An 18499-nucleotide genomic window follows, 5' to 3' on the forward strand; every position below is an offset into this window, starting at 1 on the left:
ATCAATCATGTTTTAATAATGGCAGTATTCAATCCGCAACAATTACAACAACTACAAGAGCAAGCCATCAGTGCTCGCGGTAAGTTTTCTCAATCTCAACTTAATCAACTTCAGCAGCAACTCGATTGTGATTTAAGCACACTTTTACAAGCTTTGGTGCCTGTCGCCGCGTGCTTTTCACAAGCACCAGTATCTAACTTCAATGTAGGCGCTGTCGCATATGACAGTTCGACGGGTTGCGCTTATTTGGGTGCCAATTTGGAGTTTTCTCACCAGGCATTAAGCCTTGTTGTACATGCCGAGCAATCAGCTATCAATAATGCTTGGCTCAATGGTGCCAAACAAATTTCAATGATCGCTATTAGCGACGCGCCTTGTGGCTATTGTCGTCAGTTTATGTATGAGCTCGATAGAGCGGGCGAGATGAATATTCTCTTACCTGATCTTGACACTAATTTAAGTACGCTATTGCCCAGCGCATTTGGACCGCAAGATTTAGATAATTCAGAGCGATTATTAGCAAGTAAAACGATCCAAGTAATCAAGACCTCAAAGCCAATAAGCGATGCGCTTTATTCTCATGTTAGATGCGCTTATGCACCTTATTCTGAAAACTTCTCAGCGGTGGAGGTTGTCACACGTGAGCAGGGAACATTCTACGGTCGATATGCGGAAAATGCGGCATACAGTCCTAGTTTATCCCCAATGCAAAGTGCCCTGAGCCAGTTAGCTTTGGCTGGATTGACTATTGCTGATGTGAAAATTGAAGCGCTAACACTGGTTGAGACGCAGGGGAGGGAGAATCAAAAGCATGTCGCTGAGGCTGTTTTAGCGAGTTACGGTGATGCGGTTGCTTTGAATCACGTTACAGCGACAATAGAGAAAGTGAAGTAAAGTATTGTAGGTCGCCATAACAGCTATGGCGACCAGTGTGCTTAGAGCAGCAATTCAGCGGCTTTAATAACCACGGCAACCGAATCATGTTCAACTTTTGCATGATCAACAGTTGGGATCTCTTGTCGTGTTCTGTTCACTAATACGCCGGCCACACAGGCAGCCTTGAGGCCAAGAGCTGCACACATTGTGAATAACGTGGCAGATTCCATTTCATAGTTCATGACATTTAACTTTTGCCACTCTTCACAGCTTCCTTGAAATGCTTTGTTCACGTAGCCAGAGTAGGTATCGTAACGCTCTTGCCCTGGATAAAATGTATCACTGGAGGCAGTAATACCTATATGGTGAGTAATGCCCAGCTCAACACACGCATTGACCATGGCTTGTGTACAATGAAAGTCAGAAACTGCTGGGTAGCTTAGTGGCGCAAAATGCTGACTTGCACCATCCAAACGTACAGAGGCCGTGCTTACTAACACATCACCTTCGTTAATATGAGGTTGGATCGCGCCTGTTGTGCCAACACGTAAGAAGGTTTTAACACCCAATTGCGCAAGTTCTTCTACAGCAATTGAAGTAGATGGGCCACCAATGCCCGTGGAGCAGATCACGACTGGTTGGTTTTTTATCGTTGCTAGGTATACGTGAAATTCGCGTGTTTGTGCCAAGCAGATTGGATCGTTCAGTCGGTGTGCAATACGCTTAGCGCGTTCAGGATCGCCGGGTACAATAGCCAGAGTCGCACCGTTAAGTGCTTGTTTATCTAGCCCTAAATGAAATACCTTCTCCATAGTAAACCTTATTTTGTTCTAAAGCGTAATTTTGGTATAAGTGGCTTTAAAGTACAGGACAGATGTCCGTAAAAGCGCCCGCAATTGTTCATATACTTGCATCTTTATACTTGTTCTTCTAAACCTTAAGTGTAGCAACATTTAGAGGACACATTATGCCAGCATCACCACCTATTGATAAACACACTGAATTTGCACGCTGCTTTGAAAGTAATAAAATCAGCACCTTTGCAGCATTTCATTGGCTAGCACTCGCTTTTAAAGACATGACAAGGGCGCCAATCCTGAGCCTGATCTATGGCATCATTTTTACAATTATTCCTGCAACAATTATGTGGCTTGTGTATCAATCGGGAACTCACCTTGTGATTCTACCAGCGGTGGTTGCTTTTGCGCTTATTGGACCGGCCTTTGCCGCAGGCTTGTATGATGTTGCTTGGGAACTTGAAAAAGGGCATACGCCAACGTTACGTCACAGTCTCAAGTCCATGTTTAGGAACCCTGCGGGTGAGTGGGGCTTTGCTATTTTACTGATGGTGATCATGATTGTTTGGATGCGCTTAGCTGCATTAATACATGCGTTGTATCCAAATGTACCAAATCCAACCTTTGAGCAGTTGTCAGCGTTTTTAACGCTAGGATCCATAGTGGGGGGGGTTTTGATGATATCAGTATTTGCGATATCTGCATTCACGCCACAAATCATGATGGAACGCCGTGTTGATATTATGACGGCGGTTATAAGCTCTATGCATGCTGTTAAAACAAACGCGGGTGCCATGGTGGTATGGTGTTTATTAATAGTACTGCTTGTTTTACTTGGGTTTTTAACAGGTACCGCGGGCTTTATCATTATTATGCCACTACTGAGTTATGCAAGCTGGCATGGCTATATTGCAATTATCAAAACTAAGAAACCTCGAGGGTATGAGTAGATCTAACTATTCATAACTATTGAATATTAAACCACAGCAGTGATTTTGTCTTTGACTGCTGTGGTTGACTTTGTTTGTCACAGTGTTATACCTCCTGCATAAATCACTTATTCGTAGTGTAGCTCACATATAAGTTTTAACTTTTTTTCTCAACATCATGAATTAAAAGAAAATTTATTTTTCTGTGGAGAATTATTTTTGGCCTTAAGCATCGTGACGGACACAAAACCGTATGATTGGCCAAATATATGCTTTGAGCGGTGCACGCATGAATATGCATGAATTACTTTCTTTGGAGGTTTACTATGACAATCACAAAACAACAATTTCAAGATAAGCTGGCGCAGTGTTTGTGTCCTCCCGGAGATGGAGTGTTCACAGTTAATACCGCAAAAGAAAGAAAAGATGCGCTACGAACTAAACTATATGGTCAGACTGAGGGCGTAGATGAATTATGGAAAGCATCGCTCTCTAAAATTGATGAGTCTGAGCACAAAGCTGCAATTTTAGGGATAAGCTCAGATTGTGGCGGTGGTATCCTGCGTGGCGCAAACTGGGGACCATTATTTTTACGCTCCACGCTAATCGAGCAGCAGCCTCAAACTAGCGCGTTTGATTTGGGAGATGTTCGAGTTATACCGCATTTATTGCATGACAAGTACTTAAATGATGCAACCATTAGCAATTGCCAAAAGGCATTGTATCAGGACGAAAACTCGCAGTACCACGTATCGCCCTTGTCAATCACAGAAGATGTGTGTGACGGTTTTTATCAGCATTACCCTAATAAAGGCATATTTGGTATCGGTGGTGACCACTCAATTAGTTACCCACTGACTAAATCTTACTTAAAGGCTAAGCGAGCAGAGGGCAAACGTACTGCTATTATCCATTTTGACGCACACACTGATTTATTGGTTGAGCGCTTGGGTATCGACCTGTGTTTTGGCTCATGGTGTACACATATTTTAGAGTTCTTGCCTGCACCGCATCACCTTATTCAGTTTGGTATTCGTTCTAGCGGTAAAGATAAAACACATTGGGAGTCTACTTTTGGTGTGAAGCAGCACTGGGCGCACGAAATTAGGGAAAAAGGCGCAGATGCCATTGTTAAACAAGTGATTGAGCAGCTAAAAGCAGATAAAGTTGATGAGCTATACGTGAGCTTTGATATCGATGCGCTAGATGAAGAGTTTGCATCAGCGACTGGTACACCAGAAGGCAATGGTATGACGCCTGAAGAGGCACTCACTATTTTGCGAGCTTTACGTGATGAGTTCCCAATTACAGGTGCTGATATGATGGAAATAGCACCATTCACGGACAGCTCCCTTGCTGGACAAAGTAGCTCGGAAACAACGCTAAAAGAAGGCGCTAAAATCTCTGCGTTTTTAATTGATGCAATAAACAACGCATAATAGATTTGTTGTTGGGGTAGGCAAGGTGTTTAGCTTGCCTATTCTGGCAAGTATGTACTGCTTTTCTGTTCTAATAACTGTGATTGAGCTATATTTTTGTTGTTCACAAGGATACAGGCAGTTTTTGAATGCGCGTATGGTTAATGATATTTGGGTTGTTTACTTGCTCTTTGCAGGGGACTGGGCTCAATGTCTTAACTGAAGAGTTTCCAGACTTTCAGTATATAGACTCTCAAGGTAATTTAGTCGGCTCTGCGGTAGATAAGGTTCGCGCAGTATTACAAACAACCGATATAGATTATTCAATGACGGTAGAGCGTTGGGCCGTCGCATATAACGCCGCTCAAAGAAACCCTAATAGCTGTATTTTTTCCATTGCCCGCTCTGAGTCAAGAGAACCCTTGTTCGACTGGTTGTTTCCAATTGGCGGGTTTAGTGTTTCTTTCTATGGTCTTGAGTCACGAGACTATAATATTAAATCTTTAGAAGATATCAAGCGCTACAAAACGGCTGTCATTAGGCATAACTTTAGCCATCTTTATTTAAAAGAAAGAGGTTTTGTTGAAGGGCAGCATTTGCTGATTATATCAAGCTTCGACAAAGTGTTTGAGGTACTAGCAACCAGAAAAGGGTTGCTTGATCTTGTGGTTTTAAGTGATGTGCAATTTGAATTTAAAAGTAGCAAAGAGCCAATAGCTAAAAAGCTCAAGCGTATTTACAAGCTACCTGACTTCGGTTCTGAACTCTATTTTGCGTGTAATAAAGCACTTCCGAAACCGATAAAAAGCAAGATAATTGATGCATACAAGGCATATCAAGCATCTCAAAACAACCGTTAGCGATTACTTTTTGATTGTCGGCCATGTAAAACCATGAAACGTATCAAGATAGAGTTGTTCCACTTTTTCTCTAGCCCAAGGGGTCCGACGAAGAAATTTGAGGCTTGACTTCACACTTGGGTCATGGGTAAAACAACGGATATTGACTGCCTCGCCCATTGCAGCCCAACCCATTTCTTCTTCGAGCTTAATGAGCATATCTTCTAGTTTTACACCGTGCAAAGGGTTGTTGGGTTGCTGTGTCATTTTAAACTACCAATGTCAAAACGCTCATTTTACCCTGATTGTCTTTACTCGGTCCAGCCTTACAGGCTCACCTTGTTCATTGGCTTTGAGCCACACTAAACGGCTGTTTTCTTGGTTTTCAAATTTATAGCTGCATACAAACAATGTCTCAAACTGCTTTATCATTGCCCCTTCACTATATTGCTGGCCCTCATACCAGCAAATTCTTTGGGGATTTTCGAGTAATGCGATATTTCTATGATTCGAATCAAGCGCAAGTACGTTATTTGCTGCTACAAATAATACGCTAAGCGTAATAAATATAAGTGATTTCATGGCATAACTTCCATAGTTGGCTAATCTTTAAAGCGGAACACTTAAGTGCACGCTATGCATGACACTATATAGTTAACTATAACAAGATTAAAAAACAAGAAGGGGAAAGCCATGGCGTTTGACCAAGATATGATGGCAGAACTTACGTTACTAGCTAAATTTCCAAGAACGAGCATGCATCAAGGAATTAAGATCCACAGTAGCGCTGAGCGCAGTTTACGTGATGCTGCACAGAGACTGTATGACAAAGGGATCATAGATAGCCCAGATGGTGGTTATCTAACCGATCTGGGCTTAGATTTAATTACGCACTTAGATCAAGTGCATTGTGCATTGCAGTAATTGTTTATTGCGCGTCAGGTTGATTTTCTGGTGCTGCATCGCTAAATGCTTTTAGTTGATTGCAGCGCTCGTAAATAGCAGTAATTTTCGGGAACGGCGTCATATCAACTTTAAAACGTAGAGCGTTAAATACCTGAGGCACCAAACACACATCTGCAAGCGTAGGCTTATCGCCAAAGCAGAACTCAGAATCACCGAGCATTAATTCAAGCTTTTTAAATCCTTCGATTACCCAGTGACGGTACCACGTGTTCTTTTGTTCGTCATCAACGTTAAGTTCTTGGCTTAAATACTTAAGCACACGTAAGTTATCAATTGGGTGGATGTCACAGGCAATTGCATAACAGAAATTGCGTACTTGGGCTTTTTGCCAAGGATCGCTAGGTAAAAGCGCTGTGTCGGTATGTGTTTCTTCCAACCATTCTAAAATAGCGAGCGATTGCGCCAATATGCCTTGCTCAGTTTCAAGGGCTGGTAGCAAACCCTGAGGGTTTTTACTCGTATATTGTTCACCCTGCTGTTCAGACTTTAATAGGTTTACAGCCACTAGTTCATGGGAAATATTTTTTAAATTCAGTGCAATTCGAACACGGTAGGCAGCTGAAGAGCGAAAGTATGTATATAGCTTCATTGTTTATTCCTTAATCACGACAAAAGGCACTCAAGTGAGTGCCTTATCATTTTGGCTTACGCTATGTTACGCGCCTTTGTAGTATTTTTTAATGCCTTTCCAGCAATCTAAGTAATTTTGCTGGCGCTCTTTTCCTTCAAGCGCGTACTTAGTAGGAGAAATAACATAACGAGATTCGAACATAAACGCGAGCGTGTTCTCGTAGCGCTGTGGCTCAAGTTCGGCATTTGATGCTTTCTCAAAAACATCAGCTTCAGGGCCATGTGGAGACATGCAGTTGTGTAAGCTCATACCACCTGGTACAAAGCCATGCTCTTTAGCATCATACACACCTTCAATTAGGCCCATGAACTCACTCATGATGTTACGGTGGTAGTATGGAGGACGGAATGTGTCCTCTGCCACCATCCAACGTGGTGGGAAAATCACAAAATCAACGTTTGCTACACCCGCAGTGCCAGATGGCGAAGTTAAAACGGTAAAAATTGACGGATCCGGATGGTCAAAGCTTACAGTGTTCATCACGTTGAAGCGGGCTAAGTCGTATTTGTAAGGTGCACTGTTACCAGTCCATGCAACCACATCGAGCGGTGAATGACCAATATCACAACGGAAAAGGTTACCATTGAATTTAGCAACTAACTCAAAATCGCCTTCTTTATCTTCAAACGCTGCAACAGGGTATTGGAAGTCACGTTCGTTGGTGTAACCATTTGCCCCTACAGGGCCGCGCTCAGGCAGAATCAATGGATGGCCATAGTTTTCACAAATATAACCACGAACCTGCTCGCTGATCAGCTCTACGGAAAACTTGATACCACGAGGAATAACCGCAATTTCACCAGGGCGAAGTGCTAACTTACCGCATTCAGTATGTAGAACTAGCTCACCTTGCTGAGGTACAAATAAAAATTCACCATCAGCATTGTAGAAGTAACGGCCATCCATTGAGGTGTTAGCAACATATACGTGAATACCGATACCTGCTTGGCCATTAGCACTGCCGTTTGCGGCCATTGTGACTAAACCATCAATGAAATCGGTTTTCTCCGCTGGGATTTCAATTGGGTTCCAACGTAGCATCGTTGGCGGTGTTGGTACTTCAGTGATAGGCGCAGTGCGCAATAAGCCGTTGTCCATTGCTTGGTAATCGCCTTGTACAACAGATGGACGAATACGGTAGAACCAGTTTCTACGGTTGTCTGCACGCGGTGCTGTAAAAGCAGTAGTGTTATATTGTTCCGCGTACAAGTCATATTTTACTTTTTGTGGAGAAAACTGGCCAATTGGCAATGCGCCAGGTAATGCTTCGGTTTCAAACTCATTACCGAAGCCTGTTAGGTATTGAAATTCGTTGCTCATAGTCTTTGACTCCTTAGTAGATAGGACTAAGATACTCTCATGTGAGAGTATTATCAAGTGTCTTTCACAAATGAGTTTGTATATAATTTTTTACGGATGTATTAGAGGAGCAAAAGGCGTTGAGCAAGGTGTCACTGAAAATAGACGAATTCCTACCTTATAGATTAGTAAAGTTAGCCAACAAAGTGAGTCATGCCTTTTCGCACGTATACTTTGAGCAGGCGGGGTTAACCGTACCCCAATGGCGCGCTATTGCGCATTTAGCACAGCAAAAAACATGCTCAGCAAAAAGGCTATGTGATTTGGCTGAGATAGATAAATCAACCATGTCGCGCGCTGTTAAGCAGTTAACGGAGAAGCAACTTATTGAACTGTGTGCAGATCCGAATGACAAACGAGCGAAATTACTTAGTTTAACTCGTGCCGGAGAGGGGCTTTACGCGAAGCTATCACCCAAAGCACTTGAGTGGGAAGCGGCGTTGCTTGGCGAATTATCAGAAAGTGAAAAGCAAATGCTCAGTGATGTAATGAACAAAATAGAGTTACAGGTTGATAAGTAAAATTAAGGCCAATTGTCTATTGGCCTTCTAAATCCCCCTCGTTTAATTTTTCTGTAACCTCATATAAATGTAAGCAGCCCCGGAAATGATAAGGCCAGGAATAGGGATAAGCAGCACATATGGCGTAAATAAAACCACCCCAGAAAGGGCTGAAGGTGCCTCTGCGAAAGGGTCGTAAATCATGATACTGAAGTAGATAAAAAAGATGATTAAATTGGTCGTTAAAAAATACAGATAAAAGTAACGCTTTGATGATTCAAAATCTGAGTAACGGATATACATAAAAGCAATCAGGTAAGGCGCAAATTTAGTATTGCACTCCATTAGTATTGTAAAAAGCAAAGACGAAAGTGTGATTGGCTCTGCGAAGTCTCCACGTAGTAAACTGAAAACTGGCAAGCTGATCAACACAAACATGCCGATCACAATATTTTTTACGTTGAATAATGACGAGATGTGTCTATTTGAAAGGTTGAACAAAAACTCATTCCTTGTTTTGTTTCTTTAAAAGGGAATGTTACTGCACTGAAACGTCAGAGTCGATAGTGCTTTTGGAAGAAAAAAATAAACGTTTTTATTAAAAGAAAAGGCCAACGAATGTTGGCCTTTTGAATTTATGCGCTAATCAAAGTGAGATTAGAAAGTGTAACGAACACCGATCTTCGCTTGCCATGCAGACGAGCTCTTAACGATTGTAGAGTAGTTACGCACGTCAGAACCTTTATAACGTTGGTCGATAATCAAGCGACCTTGGTCATCTAAGCCACCAAAGTCATACAGTTTTTGGTCAGCATAAGAGATCTTCTTCTCGATGCCCCAATCGCTGTTTAACAAATTCGCGAAGTTTTCAACCATGAAGTAAAGCTCACCTTTGTGACCTTCATAGAAGCCAGGGATCTCTTGTTTAAAGCTCACATCCATCGTTGTAACCCAAGGCTGAGTACCTGTGTTACGGCCAAGTAATTGGCCACGCTCTGAAATACCAGCGCGGTTAAGTAATGTTTCAAGCTCTGCCCAAGACAGTTGAGACTCATCCCAGTTAACTTTTGCGTCATCAGCACCCGTTGGGATATAGGCTAAGTAAGCAGAAGTACCTGCGAAGTCACGAGTATCACCGAAGTCATAATCGTTGTAAGAGCCCATAGTATAGCTAAACGGACGACCAGAACGACGCTCGAAGAATACGTTGAACTTAGACGCATAACCTTCGAAGAACTCTACGTTGTAACGTAGGTTAATCTTAAAGCTATGCTCAACTTCGTAGTGGCCGCGACCCACTAGATCTACGTTACGGCTGTGTGTCGTAGCGTGTTTGTAGTTACCATCTGCGTTTGATGCACTACCTGGTGCTACATCTTCAACATCCTGGTGCGTATAACTTGCTGAAACGTATAGGCCATTATCCCACTCTTTAGCTAATGCTGTTGAGAAGATAATTGAACGTGCGCTATCGTCAGCATTGGTCATCATGATGTCGTAGTTATCTTTCAAATCACCAGAGTACTTGTTGTCATAAATGATACGACCAGTCGCTGAACGAACGATGTTACCATTTTCATCAAGCTTTGGTGTGATTGAAGTATTGTGCCATACCGCTTCGTTCTCTTTTTTGTGGTACGCAAGTTCTGCACTCCACTTAAAGCCATCGCCTAACAACTCCGAATCAAATTCATAATCAAAGGCGATTTGAGCGCGGATGCTTGAAGGTAATTTAAAGTTAGGGTCGGTATAAGCTGTGCTACCAGCACCTTTTTCAAGAGAGCCATTAATTTGCTCAGGCACACGAGTGAAATCAACCTGTTCAACGCCTGCGAAGTAATCATTAATCGCGTTTTGAGACGCAGCAACATTTGTAATACCGTCGCTCTGGAATGGGTTGTTATACCAAACGTTTGGAATACCACCTTGGAAACGACCGATACCACCGTTGATTGTTAACGATTCAGTAGCGTAGTACTTGAAGCTAATGCGTGGTAATAGAATATCAGCACCATCCAAGTTTTCTTGGTTAGTAAAACCATATGTGTTTTGGAATGCCGTGTTTAGCGCTGGTTTATCATCAGATGATAAACGCTCATATCGAAGACCAGCGGTCATTTCTAAGTCATCGGTAGGGTAAAACTTATCTTCAACATAAAGCGCTAATTGAGTACGTGTTGCATCATAGGCTAAGTCTTGCGCATTACCCGTGTAAGCATTTGAGTAAGAGAACTCGTAGTTATCATTGCGGTCTTGTTGTAGCTTTTTCTGAGCAAACTCTTCGATGCTGAAGAATTCCCAAGAGCCGCGAGAGTTTCTCGCATATAGGTTGTAAAGACGCATATTATCAAGCTGAGCACCAAAGTTAATTTCGTGATCACCTAACAGGTAAGTTGCGTCGAACGTCAGTGCAAGTGTTTCCGTTTCTGATTCGTTTTCATGGCGGTTAATGTCACGTCCAAACTCAAAGGCATCGCCACGACCGCCGTCACGGTATACTTTGATAGAGCCTAAGTCATTGTTCGAAATACTGTCATTAGTAACATTTTTGTATGCTAAACCGATTTCTGAAGAGAAGTCATCTGACCAATCAGAATAAAGTTTTGCCGCAAAGTTGTTGAACTTAGTCGTGTACTGATAACGTTGAGAAGCCATCTTAACTGTAGAGCCACCCGTCGCGAAACCTCTTGTTTCTTCTTCATCTTGCCACTGGTAAGTGAAGTCTGCACGGTGAAGGTCGTTGATGTTCCAGCTAAGCTTTAGAAGTAGGCTGTCACTTGTATCTTCTGGATTGCCACCAAAGCTGTCTTGCAGGCCGTAAGTGTTATTCAATGTAGAGATAAAACGGTTATAGTCGCTTTCAGTTACGTCGAATTCGTGCGCAGTACCTGAGCCGTCAAAACCGTAATCCATGTCCATCTCTTGTTTCCAAGAGTTATAGTTTACGAAGTAAAAAAGCTCGTCTTCAATGATTGCGCCACCAGTACTAAAACCAAAGCGCTTTTCAGTAACGATTGGGTCAGTGCTCGAAGTTTCAAATGTCTTGTGGCCGTCTGCATCAAGAACATTGTCACCAGCACGGTGGATACGGTCACCAGCATCGTTGAATACATCTTCTTTGTATTTTACTTCAGAAATGTTATCTACTTTACCAGCTAGGCTAGGCGTACTTGTTTCATAGAAACCTGTGAATGTGTACTCATTAGAGCCAGATTTAGTAACAGCATTGATAGTACCACCGCCAAAGTTACCTTTTTTAGCAGAGAAAGGTGATGCATCTACTGAGATCTGCTCAACAGCGTCTAGAGCAACTGGTGGCTGTGAAGTAGGGTAACCACCAAAGTTTAGACCGAAGTCATCGTTTTGACCGATGCCGTCAACCGTCAAACCATTTGTTCTAGGGTTTGCGCCAGCAATTGTTAATTCGCCATTACCATTAATGCTTGCCAATGGGTTTAAACGCGCCACGTCTTTAATATCGTTGTTGAAGCTTGGTACGTTAGCGATGGTGTCAGCACCAAATACGCTGTTTGAACCGCCAGCTTGCTGTACGATTTTATAACCCGTTACTTCAATCTTCTCTACTTTTTGTAGCGGCTCAAGTTGGTTAACGATACGGTGTGTATCACCTAGCTCAAGGAAGATATTGTCAAGCTGAGCGTCTGAAAACTTGTCTGAATCAAGCACTACGCGGTATGGACCGCCAACGCGAAGACCTTTTGCGATGAACGCACCAGATTCGTTAGTTGTGAACGTGCTGATTGTGCCTGTTGGCTCGTGAATAACAGTAACTTTAACGTTTGCAGCAGCATCTCCAGTTGGAGTGGTGATTTTACCACGCATAGCAGATGACGTATCAGCAGCGAATGCACTTACAGATACACCAAGAGCTAATGCTAAAGCGCCGGCCACTTTAGTTAAGCGAACGTTTTTCATTGTGTTGTTTCCCGTGTGTTTAGGTTGTTTAAAGTTAAAAATGACAAGTTCAGTGTCCATGAACTGAGCCTGTTAAATAAGCTTTATCGTGGTTCTTCACGTTAAAACACGGCTAACTCCTTTCGAAGTTAGCCGTGTTTGATTGTATTTTTATGAAGTTACATCGATAAAGAAAATATCTTAGAAGTTATACTTCACACCAAGGCGGATTTCATACAGCGATGGTTTGATTTCAAAGTCAGTACCTGATGGGTTGTTAAACTTCTCAAATACGTATTTTCCGTTTTCAATTGAAGCAGTAACCGCGTTTTGCATTGAGTTACCCTTGTTCAACGTACCCCAATCATCATTAAGTAGGTTGCCTACGTTTTTGATAACGAAGAATGCAGAACCTTTATGACCTTCAGCAAAACCAGCGAACTCTTGTTCTACCTTCAGGTCGAACGTAACCCACCATTCACCTTCTTGAGAGTTACGGTCTTGGATTTGACCACGAGATAAGCCTTCTTGCTCAACCCATTTATCAAAAGCAGCTTTATCAAAGTCTGCGCCATAAGTTACGAGTGCATCATCAGCTGTTGGTACATAAAGTAAGTCACGGTTTTCGTCAGCAAAACCGAACATACCTGTTTTCGCAAATGTATAAGAATATGGGTTTGTTACACTCGCTTGACCGAATAGGCTGAACTTAGTATCTAAGCCGTCGAACAATTGCGTTTTGTAAGACAGTGACATTGTTGCACGGTGCGGTACTTCGTAATCAGACGTTGCTACACCAGGGTCTTGTGGATCAGCCGTTGCAATTCTGTGGAAGTTAGAGAAAGCAACCGAGCTATCCATTGGGTGCACATCTTTAGCAACTGAGTAAGCGTAAGAAAGCGCTAAGTCGATACCATTTTCGAATGACTTATTCATACCAAATGACAACACGTGGCTGTAACCGTCTTTGCCCTTAACGTTTGTCAGCATTAAGTCTGAATTGAACTTATGAAGGTCATCATTGTAGATAGGGCGACCGTCTGGTGCAGTTTCAGTCACGATAGTGCCGTCTTCAAGCTGCTTCATATTCGACAGTGTTAAGTTTTTAACAAGCGCAGAATCTTGCTTATCTGTGTATAAGTAATCAACTGTGAATACGTAATCAGATTCTGTTACGTAAGTGGCACCTAATGAGAACTTCCATTCTGATGGAATTTCAAAATCAGGGTCGGTTACGTTCGTGCTGTTATCCGCGCCACCCGCTGCAACTTTGTCGAACAATTCTTGTGGGATTGCATAACCTGGCTTGCCACCATCAACAAACGCAACTGCATCATCACCTAACAACTGCATGTTTTTCTGGTTTTTCTGGACGTTACGAATACCGTCGTTTGAGTAACTGTTAGAGATCCAAACGTTCGGGTTACCACCAGAGTACAGACCAATACCGCCGCGGAACTCTAACTGGTCGTTATATACCCAGTTGATGCCTAAACGCGGCTGAAGTAAATCAACACCATCTAGGTTTTGTTGATTTGAGAAACCAAAGCGCTCTTTAAATTTCGCGTTGCCGGTCGGTACGTCATCACTTGTGTACCAATCGTAACGAAGACCCGCTGTGATTGAAATATCGTAGTCAATCAGGTCAAATTTATCTTGGAAGTAAAGCGTGTTTAACGCGTACTTAAACTCACCGGCTGCGTCAGCAGGGTTGTGAGAAGCTGCGTTACCGTAGTATACACGAGCAATACCGTTCTTTAAGTCTTCGATGCTCTTAAAGCGATGTTCGCCTTCGTTGTGCTGAACGAACATGTTAAATACGTCTAACTCTTCACGTTCATAGCCAAAATAAAGCTCGTGGTCATCTAGATAGTAAGTACCCGCAAGTTTTAATGATAAGTTGTCGTACTTCAGTTTGTTTGCTTGACGAGAGTCATCTGGACCTAGGTACACAGTTACATCATTAACATCTACTTGGAACTCACCAAAACCAGATGCTCTATCTAAAGAGATTTGACGGTTATCAAGCTCTGAATAGCCAATACGTACTTCAGTTGAGAATACATCGCTCCAGTCTGAATAAAGAGATGTCACGAAAGACTGTAACTCAGCGCCACGCTCATAAAAGTGATTCGACAAAGATAAACGATCTGAACTTGAATCCGACTGAGAAAGTGAGAAGCCATCGTTATAGTTATATACAAAGCTTGCACGGTGGTCGTCGTTTATGTTCCAGTCTAATTTAACAAGGATTTTCTCGTCTTCAACTGGCATACTTGGCACCATAGAACCTGCATCATAATCATACTGTTCTTTAGTGATAGCGATAATTTGATCGATGTCAGCTTTGCTGATCTTACCGTTAGCATACGGCGTGTATTCGAAGATTTGCGAACCTTCTAACTTTTCATAGCTAGTGAAAAGGAATAGGGTATCTTCGATTAGTGGCAAGCCAAAGTTATAACCGTAACGTTTTTCGTTGTAATCACCCGTTGGCTGAGTTTGACCATCAATTTTATCACCAGCAAGTGAATCGTTGGTGTAATCGAAGAACACGCCGCCTGTCAATTCGTTAGTACCAGACTTTGTAACTGCGTTGATGTTACATGAAGTGAAACCACCGTACTGCACGTCAAAAGGTGCAAGTTCTACAGCTACTTGGTCAATTGAATCGAACGAGAATGGGATACGCTCAGTTGGGTAACCGTTACTGTTTAGACCGAAGTTATCGTTCATACGCATGCCGTCAACAGTCAAGCTGTTGAAGCGTGGGTTACCACCGGCACATTGAATCGCGCCAGAGTTACTTTCGTCTACGTAAATACGAGGGTCGGTACGTACGATATCTTTGATATCACGGTTGATGGCAGGTTTGTCTTGAAGATCTGCGAGAGAAAAATGCGTTGCAGGACCTGTACCACCAGATTGCATTGTCATTGGACGACCAGTGACAACGATCTGTTCGATGTTTTGTTGTGACTTTAATTGAACTGATAATGGATAAGTTTTACCTAACGAAAGGTAAACATCTTCTACCATGGTGTCTTCAAATTTATCAGAATCAACGATAATTTGATAAGGACCACCAACGCGAAGGCCTTTTGCTGAGAAAGTACCGCTTTCATTTACTACTGCTGTTTTAACAGAACCAGACGGTGTATGGATGATAGTAATTTTTGTGCCTGCCGCTGGATTACCCAGTGGGCCAACTACCTCACCTTTCATACTCGATGCTGTGTCATTAGCAAATGCAGCGCTGCTTGCACCAATACTTGCTGCAATAGCAAGCGACAGTGTGGTTTTGCGCAAAAGAGTTTTCATTATGTTGTTTCCCGTATATTTAGTCTTACTAGGTTTTATTTTGAAGTTGCAGCTCTTGAAGTCTTAAGTGCCTCTTTTAGCGGCTGCGCGTTCTTATCAAAAATTTGGTTCAGTAGGCCCGCTAAGCGGATCCCACCTTGTTGCAAACGGGTTCTAACCGTTGGCATGTATTTGTAAATGTACCCATAACTTATGTCAGTTTCATTTAAGTCATAGACTTTTTTAGAAATATAATGAGATTCAAGCAACCAATCTGAAGGTTCACTGTCTAAGTATTCTTCAATGATAACTTTATTTGACGTTTTTATGAAATTTGTAAATTCGGTATAAGAAAGGTTTTCGTTTTCGATAAGTAAAGTATCCCATGTGCTATGCAAGTTTGCTTTGTCGCCGAAGAACGATACATCGATCAGGTTGCCGCCTCTATCTGCTGCTCTGCCGACATGGAATGGTTGGTGTCCATCACCAACAAGGTGAACGAGAAAGCGTAATGCAAAACGTTTTTCATCAAGGGATGTTTTGTCTGATTTAAGCGTGTTGATACCATAATAGATACCATCGAGAATATTTTTTACTTGTTCTTTTGAAGAAAGGTCGTGATGCACGTGATTGTGCATATTCTCAGGATCAGTAACATTAATGTAGTGCCACTTTGACGACTTTTTACGCCAAAACTTGCTACTGTCTGAACGCATCTCATCAGCCCATGTAGAAATTTGTGCCAGAGACTGACCGTCGAGTAACGGCTTAATTGCTTCTACCGTGGTTGGTGTTAGGTTTTGTTCTGCTAACTCCCCAACAATTCTATGGCCATTTTGACCCCATGCAAGTGCTTGGGCTGAAGTAATTGCTGCTACTGCAATCACGAGTCTAGACAGTTTTTTCATTAACATGATTTTCATTACTCTGAGTATCAAACACGGTTGCGAACCGCTATTTCAATAAGGTCAATTGTCCGTGTTTTTCAAGAAAACAAAAGGAGTCAATGGTATTCATAATTTCTTGTTAATAAAGTCTAGTTATCAATAACTTATGTTTTATGGGTAATATTACTTATTGCAATAAGTAAAGAAAGTTGCTGTAATGTCGGCGAATGATGCTTTAGTAGAGTTTGATTTTGTCTGACTATTATATTTTGAACAAAAAGTGCGCGTTTGTTGTGGTGCTTTTACTCAGCCTAGTTGTTGTTTGGTTTGTTTCCCAATATTTCGTTAACAGTAAGTTAAGCAAACTTCAACCAGTCAATACGTATTCTTACAGCTGTGATATTGCGTCAAGCACTAATCTAACAGTATTTAGAGCACATGTGCCTATAAAAAGTTTGGCTCAGAGGCTAAAAAAGTCGCTTTGTGATGATGATGTAGTTGGCAAGCAGTTTGGCAGAGTTGAGGTATATTGGGGGGGCAGTTTGGCTGAGCAAATTGAGTTCTTAGCTAAAGGGATCGCTGATCTTATACTAAGTAAAGATAATGTTATGGCCGCCATGATGGCGGAGTCAACGCAAAACTATATGCCGCTTATCGCGTACCCAAGCTACACTGCATTTTTTATTTCCAGCAGAGAAAAGCCTAAAATAGACAAGGCTTATTTTCTCGATAAGAAAATCGGTTTAATCGATTATCCCACCAGCCGGTCTGGTCATATTTTTCCTAAACAAGTTTTTAAGCAATTGGATTTGGATCTGTCTGCTCTAGACATAGTATATGCAAGCTCCCACAGTGCATTACGTGATATGCTGGCTGAAGGTCGTGTTGACTTGATAGCCTCATACTGGCAAGAGGATGATGAGCAGCGCTTTTCTAAGAACTACATAACATCTATTGCTTCGGATGTAAAAGGTAGCCAGTGGTATATCAAGATGGATGACAACAACACTGACCTTGCTTGCGCACTTCAAAATCGCGTTAGTGAGGTTGTAAATGCTGTTCAGTCAAATTATTTCAACGGACTGAAGCTCTTTTGGCAATGTGGTGTTCAGCCTTTTGGGTTGTTAAAAGGAGGGCAACATGAAGGTTAAGGCTAAAGATGCTGTGGCATTTGTTTTGTTCTCGCTTAGTTTTGTATTCTTGTGCGCGCTATCACAGACTCTAAAGATTCAAAGGGATAGTATGCTTGATGTCAATCGGGTTGCAACACGCGTTGCTTTAGACTTGGAAATGTTGCCCATTGCGGATCCTTTGTTTAATTATGGGGGAGACAAGCAAAGAACAGAATTGTATGTACAAAAACTAAATGCACAGCTTAGATCATCCCAATCTCGTGTAGTCCTTCAAGATATTCAGAGTATCGATCGAGAACTTAGCGACGAAAATAGTTACTTTTATTTGAAGTCGGCACATCGAAATGTAGCACTGAAGTACACAGTTAATCATGGCCATTCTTGGGCAGCTTATGCTATATCGTTGCTGTTGAGCGTACTGACTTGTGCTTGTTTCTTAAAGCTGCGTCGCGGTTCGAAGGGGCAAGAGCAACAAACACACACTCTCTCTGTGAAGGAAAGTTCACCAAATTTGGTCATTGACCTGCATGACAAGTGTTTAAGTTTAAGTGTAAATCGAGACGAAAAAGTACAACTTGCGAACAAGCCATTGTGCTTTTACCTAGCTCTGGCAGAGTTTTGTCACGCAAACCCTGAAGTGATCCTTAACCCAAATAAAGAGGTTCCGGATGAACTGATCAATATTGCAGATAGATATTTTGATAGGTTAATTACGCTTGGGCATACCATTCGCAAAAAGCCAAACTTCTCAAATAGCCTAGAGAAAACTTTGAGCGAGGTGCGAGCTGCACTCGATGAAGTGTTTGTTAAATTTCCTGAATTGAAAACTAAATATTATCCACCTAAAGCGTACGGTGAAGGTTCGCGCTCTAAGTTACACAGTTATGGCTTAGCCGATATATCGCCAGCGGATATTACCGTAATAGGAAAATAGGAAAATAGGAAAAGG

16 protein-coding genes are annotated in these 18499 nt (G+C 42.1%); 8 read left to right on the forward strand and 8 right to left on the reverse strand.

Translation table 11 applies throughout. The features are described from left to right. The first annotated feature begins 18 nt into the window (after nucleotides 1-18). The gene (gene cdd, locus ACW689_RS14315) at nucleotides 19-894 is read left to right on the forward strand and encodes a cytidine deaminase (protein ID WP_476292509.1); all 876 of its coding nucleotides are present in this window, start codon (nucleotides 19-21) and stop codon (nucleotides 892-894) included. A gap of 41 nt (nucleotides 895-935) precedes the next feature. On the opposite strand, the gene udp is transcribed toward cdd, so the two are convergent. After that, nucleotides 936-1688 (reverse strand): uridine phosphorylase, encoded by a 753-nt coding sequence (gene udp, locus ACW689_RS14320; protein WP_476292511.1) that lies wholly within the window; start codon nucleotides 1686-1688, stop codon nucleotides 936-938. Nucleotides 1689-1843: 155 nt separating this feature from the next. Here udp and ACW689_RS14325 point away from each other — a divergent pair, with 155 nt between their 5' ends. The 3 genes from ACW689_RS14325 to ACW689_RS14335 all read left to right on the forward strand — a co-directional run bounded on the left by ACW689_RS14325 (nucleotide 1844) and on the right by ACW689_RS14335 (nucleotide 4880). After that, nucleotides 1844-2623, forward strand: a complete 780-nt coding sequence (locus ACW689_RS14325) for a DUF2189 domain-containing protein (RefSeq protein ID WP_476292513.1) — start codon at nucleotides 1844-1846, stop codon at nucleotides 2621-2623. Nucleotides 2624-2928: 305 nt separating this feature from the next. Further along, nucleotides 2929-4041, forward strand: coding sequence for an arginase family protein (locus ACW689_RS14330; protein ID WP_476292515.1), 1113 nt, complete (start codon nucleotides 2929-2931; stop codon nucleotides 4039-4041). Between the two features lie 128 nt (nucleotides 4042-4169). Further along, nucleotides 4170-4880 carry a type 2 periplasmic-binding domain-containing protein gene (locus ACW689_RS14335; RefSeq protein ID WP_476292517.1) on the forward strand — a complete coding sequence of 237 codons (711 nt, stop codon included), beginning with the start codon at nucleotides 4170-4172 and terminating at the stop codon, nucleotides 4878-4880. A 3-nt stretch (nucleotides 4881-4883) separates the two neighbouring features. On the opposite strand, the gene ACW689_RS14340 is transcribed toward ACW689_RS14335, so the two are convergent. Continuing rightward, nucleotides 4884-5126 (reverse strand): VF530 family protein, encoded by a 243-nt coding sequence (locus ACW689_RS14340; RefSeq protein WP_476292519.1) that lies wholly within the window; start codon nucleotides 5124-5126, stop codon nucleotides 4884-4886. A 24-nt stretch (nucleotides 5127-5150) separates the two neighbouring features. Continuing rightward, entirely contained in the window at nucleotides 5151-5441 is a 291-nt protein-coding gene (locus tag ACW689_RS14345; protein ID WP_476292521.1) for a DUF1496 domain-containing protein, read from the reverse strand. Between the two features lie 111 nt (nucleotides 5442-5552). Between ACW689_RS14345 and ACW689_RS14350 the strand changes: the two genes are divergently transcribed. Beyond that, on the forward strand, nucleotides 5553-5783 hold the full coding sequence (locus tag ACW689_RS14350; protein WP_476292523.1) for a TIGR02647 family protein: 231 nt from the start codon (nucleotides 5553-5555) through the stop codon (nucleotides 5781-5783). A 4-nt stretch (nucleotides 5784-5787) separates the two neighbouring features. Here ACW689_RS14350 and maiA read toward each other — a convergent pair whose 3' ends face one another. Together maiA and hmgA are read right to left on the reverse strand one after the other, a co-directional pair. After that, nucleotides 5788-6414 (reverse strand): maleylacetoacetate isomerase, encoded by a 627-nt coding sequence (gene maiA, locus ACW689_RS14355; RefSeq protein WP_476292525.1) that lies wholly within the window; start codon nucleotides 6412-6414, stop codon nucleotides 5788-5790. A gap of 66 nt (nucleotides 6415-6480) precedes the next feature. After that, nucleotides 6481-7776 (reverse strand): homogentisate 1,2-dioxygenase, encoded by a 1296-nt coding sequence (hmgA, locus tag ACW689_RS14360; RefSeq protein WP_476292527.1) that lies wholly within the window; start codon nucleotides 7774-7776, stop codon nucleotides 6481-6483. Nucleotides 7777-7904: 128 nt separating this feature from the next. Here hmgA and ACW689_RS14365 point away from each other — a divergent pair, with 128 nt between their 5' ends. Beyond that, nucleotides 7905-8336 (forward strand): MarR family winged helix-turn-helix transcriptional regulator, encoded by a 432-nt coding sequence (locus tag ACW689_RS14365; protein ID WP_476292529.1) that lies wholly within the window; start codon nucleotides 7905-7907, stop codon nucleotides 8334-8336. 636 nt (nucleotides 8337-8972) lie between these two features. Here the strand turns inward: ACW689_RS14365 and ACW689_RS14370 are convergent. The 3 genes from ACW689_RS14370 to ACW689_RS14380 form a co-directional block, all read right to left on the reverse strand. After that, a complete protein-coding gene (locus tag ACW689_RS14370) occupies nucleotides 8973-12251 on the reverse strand; it encodes a TonB-dependent receptor (RefSeq protein WP_476292531.1) in 3279 nt (1092 codons plus the stop codon). Between the two features lie 180 nt (nucleotides 12252-12431). Then, nucleotides 12432-15551 (reverse strand): TonB-dependent receptor, encoded by a 3120-nt coding sequence (locus ACW689_RS14375; RefSeq protein WP_476292533.1) that lies wholly within the window; start codon nucleotides 15549-15551, stop codon nucleotides 12432-12434. A gap of 35 nt (nucleotides 15552-15586) precedes the next feature. Beyond that, complete coding sequence (locus ACW689_RS14380) at nucleotides 15587-16444, reverse strand: S1/P1 nuclease (RefSeq protein ID WP_476292535.1); 858 nt, start codon at nucleotides 16442-16444, stop codon at nucleotides 15587-15589. 413 nt (nucleotides 16445-16857) lie between these two features. Here ACW689_RS14380 and ACW689_RS14385 point away from each other — a divergent pair, with 413 nt between their 5' ends. After that, nucleotides 16858-17568, forward strand: a complete 711-nt coding sequence (locus tag ACW689_RS14385; RefSeq protein WP_476292537.1) for a PhnD/SsuA/transferrin family substrate-binding protein — start codon at nucleotides 16858-16860, stop codon at nucleotides 17566-17568. Next, on the forward strand, nucleotides 17558-18484 hold the full coding sequence (locus tag ACW689_RS14390) for a hypothetical protein (RefSeq protein ID WP_476292539.1): 927 nt from the start codon (nucleotides 17558-17560) through the stop codon (nucleotides 18482-18484). The genes ACW689_RS14385 and ACW689_RS14390 overlap by 11 nt, the downstream gene beginning before the upstream one ends. Nucleotides 18485-18499: the final 15 nt, after the last annotated feature.

It is taken from the genome of Pseudoalteromonas sp. ABE4_541 (assembly GCF_056312285.1).

Excerpts from the sequence above, each read along its gene's own strand:
- ACW689_RS14375 (WP_476292533.1), bottom strand. The coding sequence starts at position 15,551 with ATGAAAACTCTTTTGCGCAAAACCACACTGTCGCTTGCTATTGCAGCA.
- ACW689_RS14350 (WP_476292523.1), top strand. The coding sequence starts at position 5,553 with ATGGCGTTTGACCAAGATATGATGGCAGAACTTACGTTACTAGCTAAA.
- ACW689_RS14335 (WP_476292517.1), top strand. The coding sequence starts at position 4,170 with ATGCGCGTATGGTTAATGATATTTGGGTTGTTTACTTGCTCTTTGCAG.
- udp (WP_476292511.1), bottom strand. The coding sequence starts at position 1,688 with ATGGAGAAGGTATTTCATTTAGGGCTAGATAAACAAGCACTTAACGGT.
- ACW689_RS14330 (WP_476292515.1), top strand. The coding sequence starts at position 2,929 with ATGACAATCACAAAACAACAATTTCAAGATAAGCTGGCGCAGTGTTTG.
- maiA (WP_476292525.1), bottom strand. The coding sequence starts at position 6,414 with ATGAAGCTATATACATACTTTCGCTCTTCAGCTGCCTACCGTGTTCGA.
- ACW689_RS14340 (WP_476292519.1), bottom strand. The coding sequence starts at position 5,126 with ATGACACAGCAACCCAACAACCCTTTGCACGGTGTAAAACTAGAAGAT.
- cdd (WP_476292509.1), top strand. The coding sequence starts at position 19 with ATGGCAGTATTCAATCCGCAACAATTACAACAACTACAAGAGCAAGCC.
- ACW689_RS14325 (WP_476292513.1), top strand. The coding sequence starts at position 1,844 with ATGCCAGCATCACCACCTATTGATAAACACACTGAATTTGCACGCTGC.
- hmgA (WP_476292527.1), bottom strand. The coding sequence starts at position 7,776 with ATGAGCAACGAATTTCAATACCTAACAGGCTTCGGTAATGAGTTTGAA.
- ACW689_RS14345 (WP_476292521.1), bottom strand. The coding sequence starts at position 5,441 with ATGAAATCACTTATATTTATTACGCTTAGCGTATTATTTGTAGCAGCA.
- ACW689_RS14380 (WP_476292535.1), bottom strand. The coding sequence starts at position 16,444 with ATGTTAATGAAAAAACTGTCTAGACTCGTGATTGCAGTAGCAGCAATT.
- ACW689_RS14390 (WP_476292539.1), top strand. The coding sequence starts at position 17,558 with ATGAAGGTTAAGGCTAAAGATGCTGTGGCATTTGTTTTGTTCTCGCTT.
- ACW689_RS14370 (WP_476292531.1), bottom strand. The coding sequence starts at position 12,251 with ATGAAAAACGTTCGCTTAACTAAAGTGGCCGGCGCTTTAGCATTAGCT.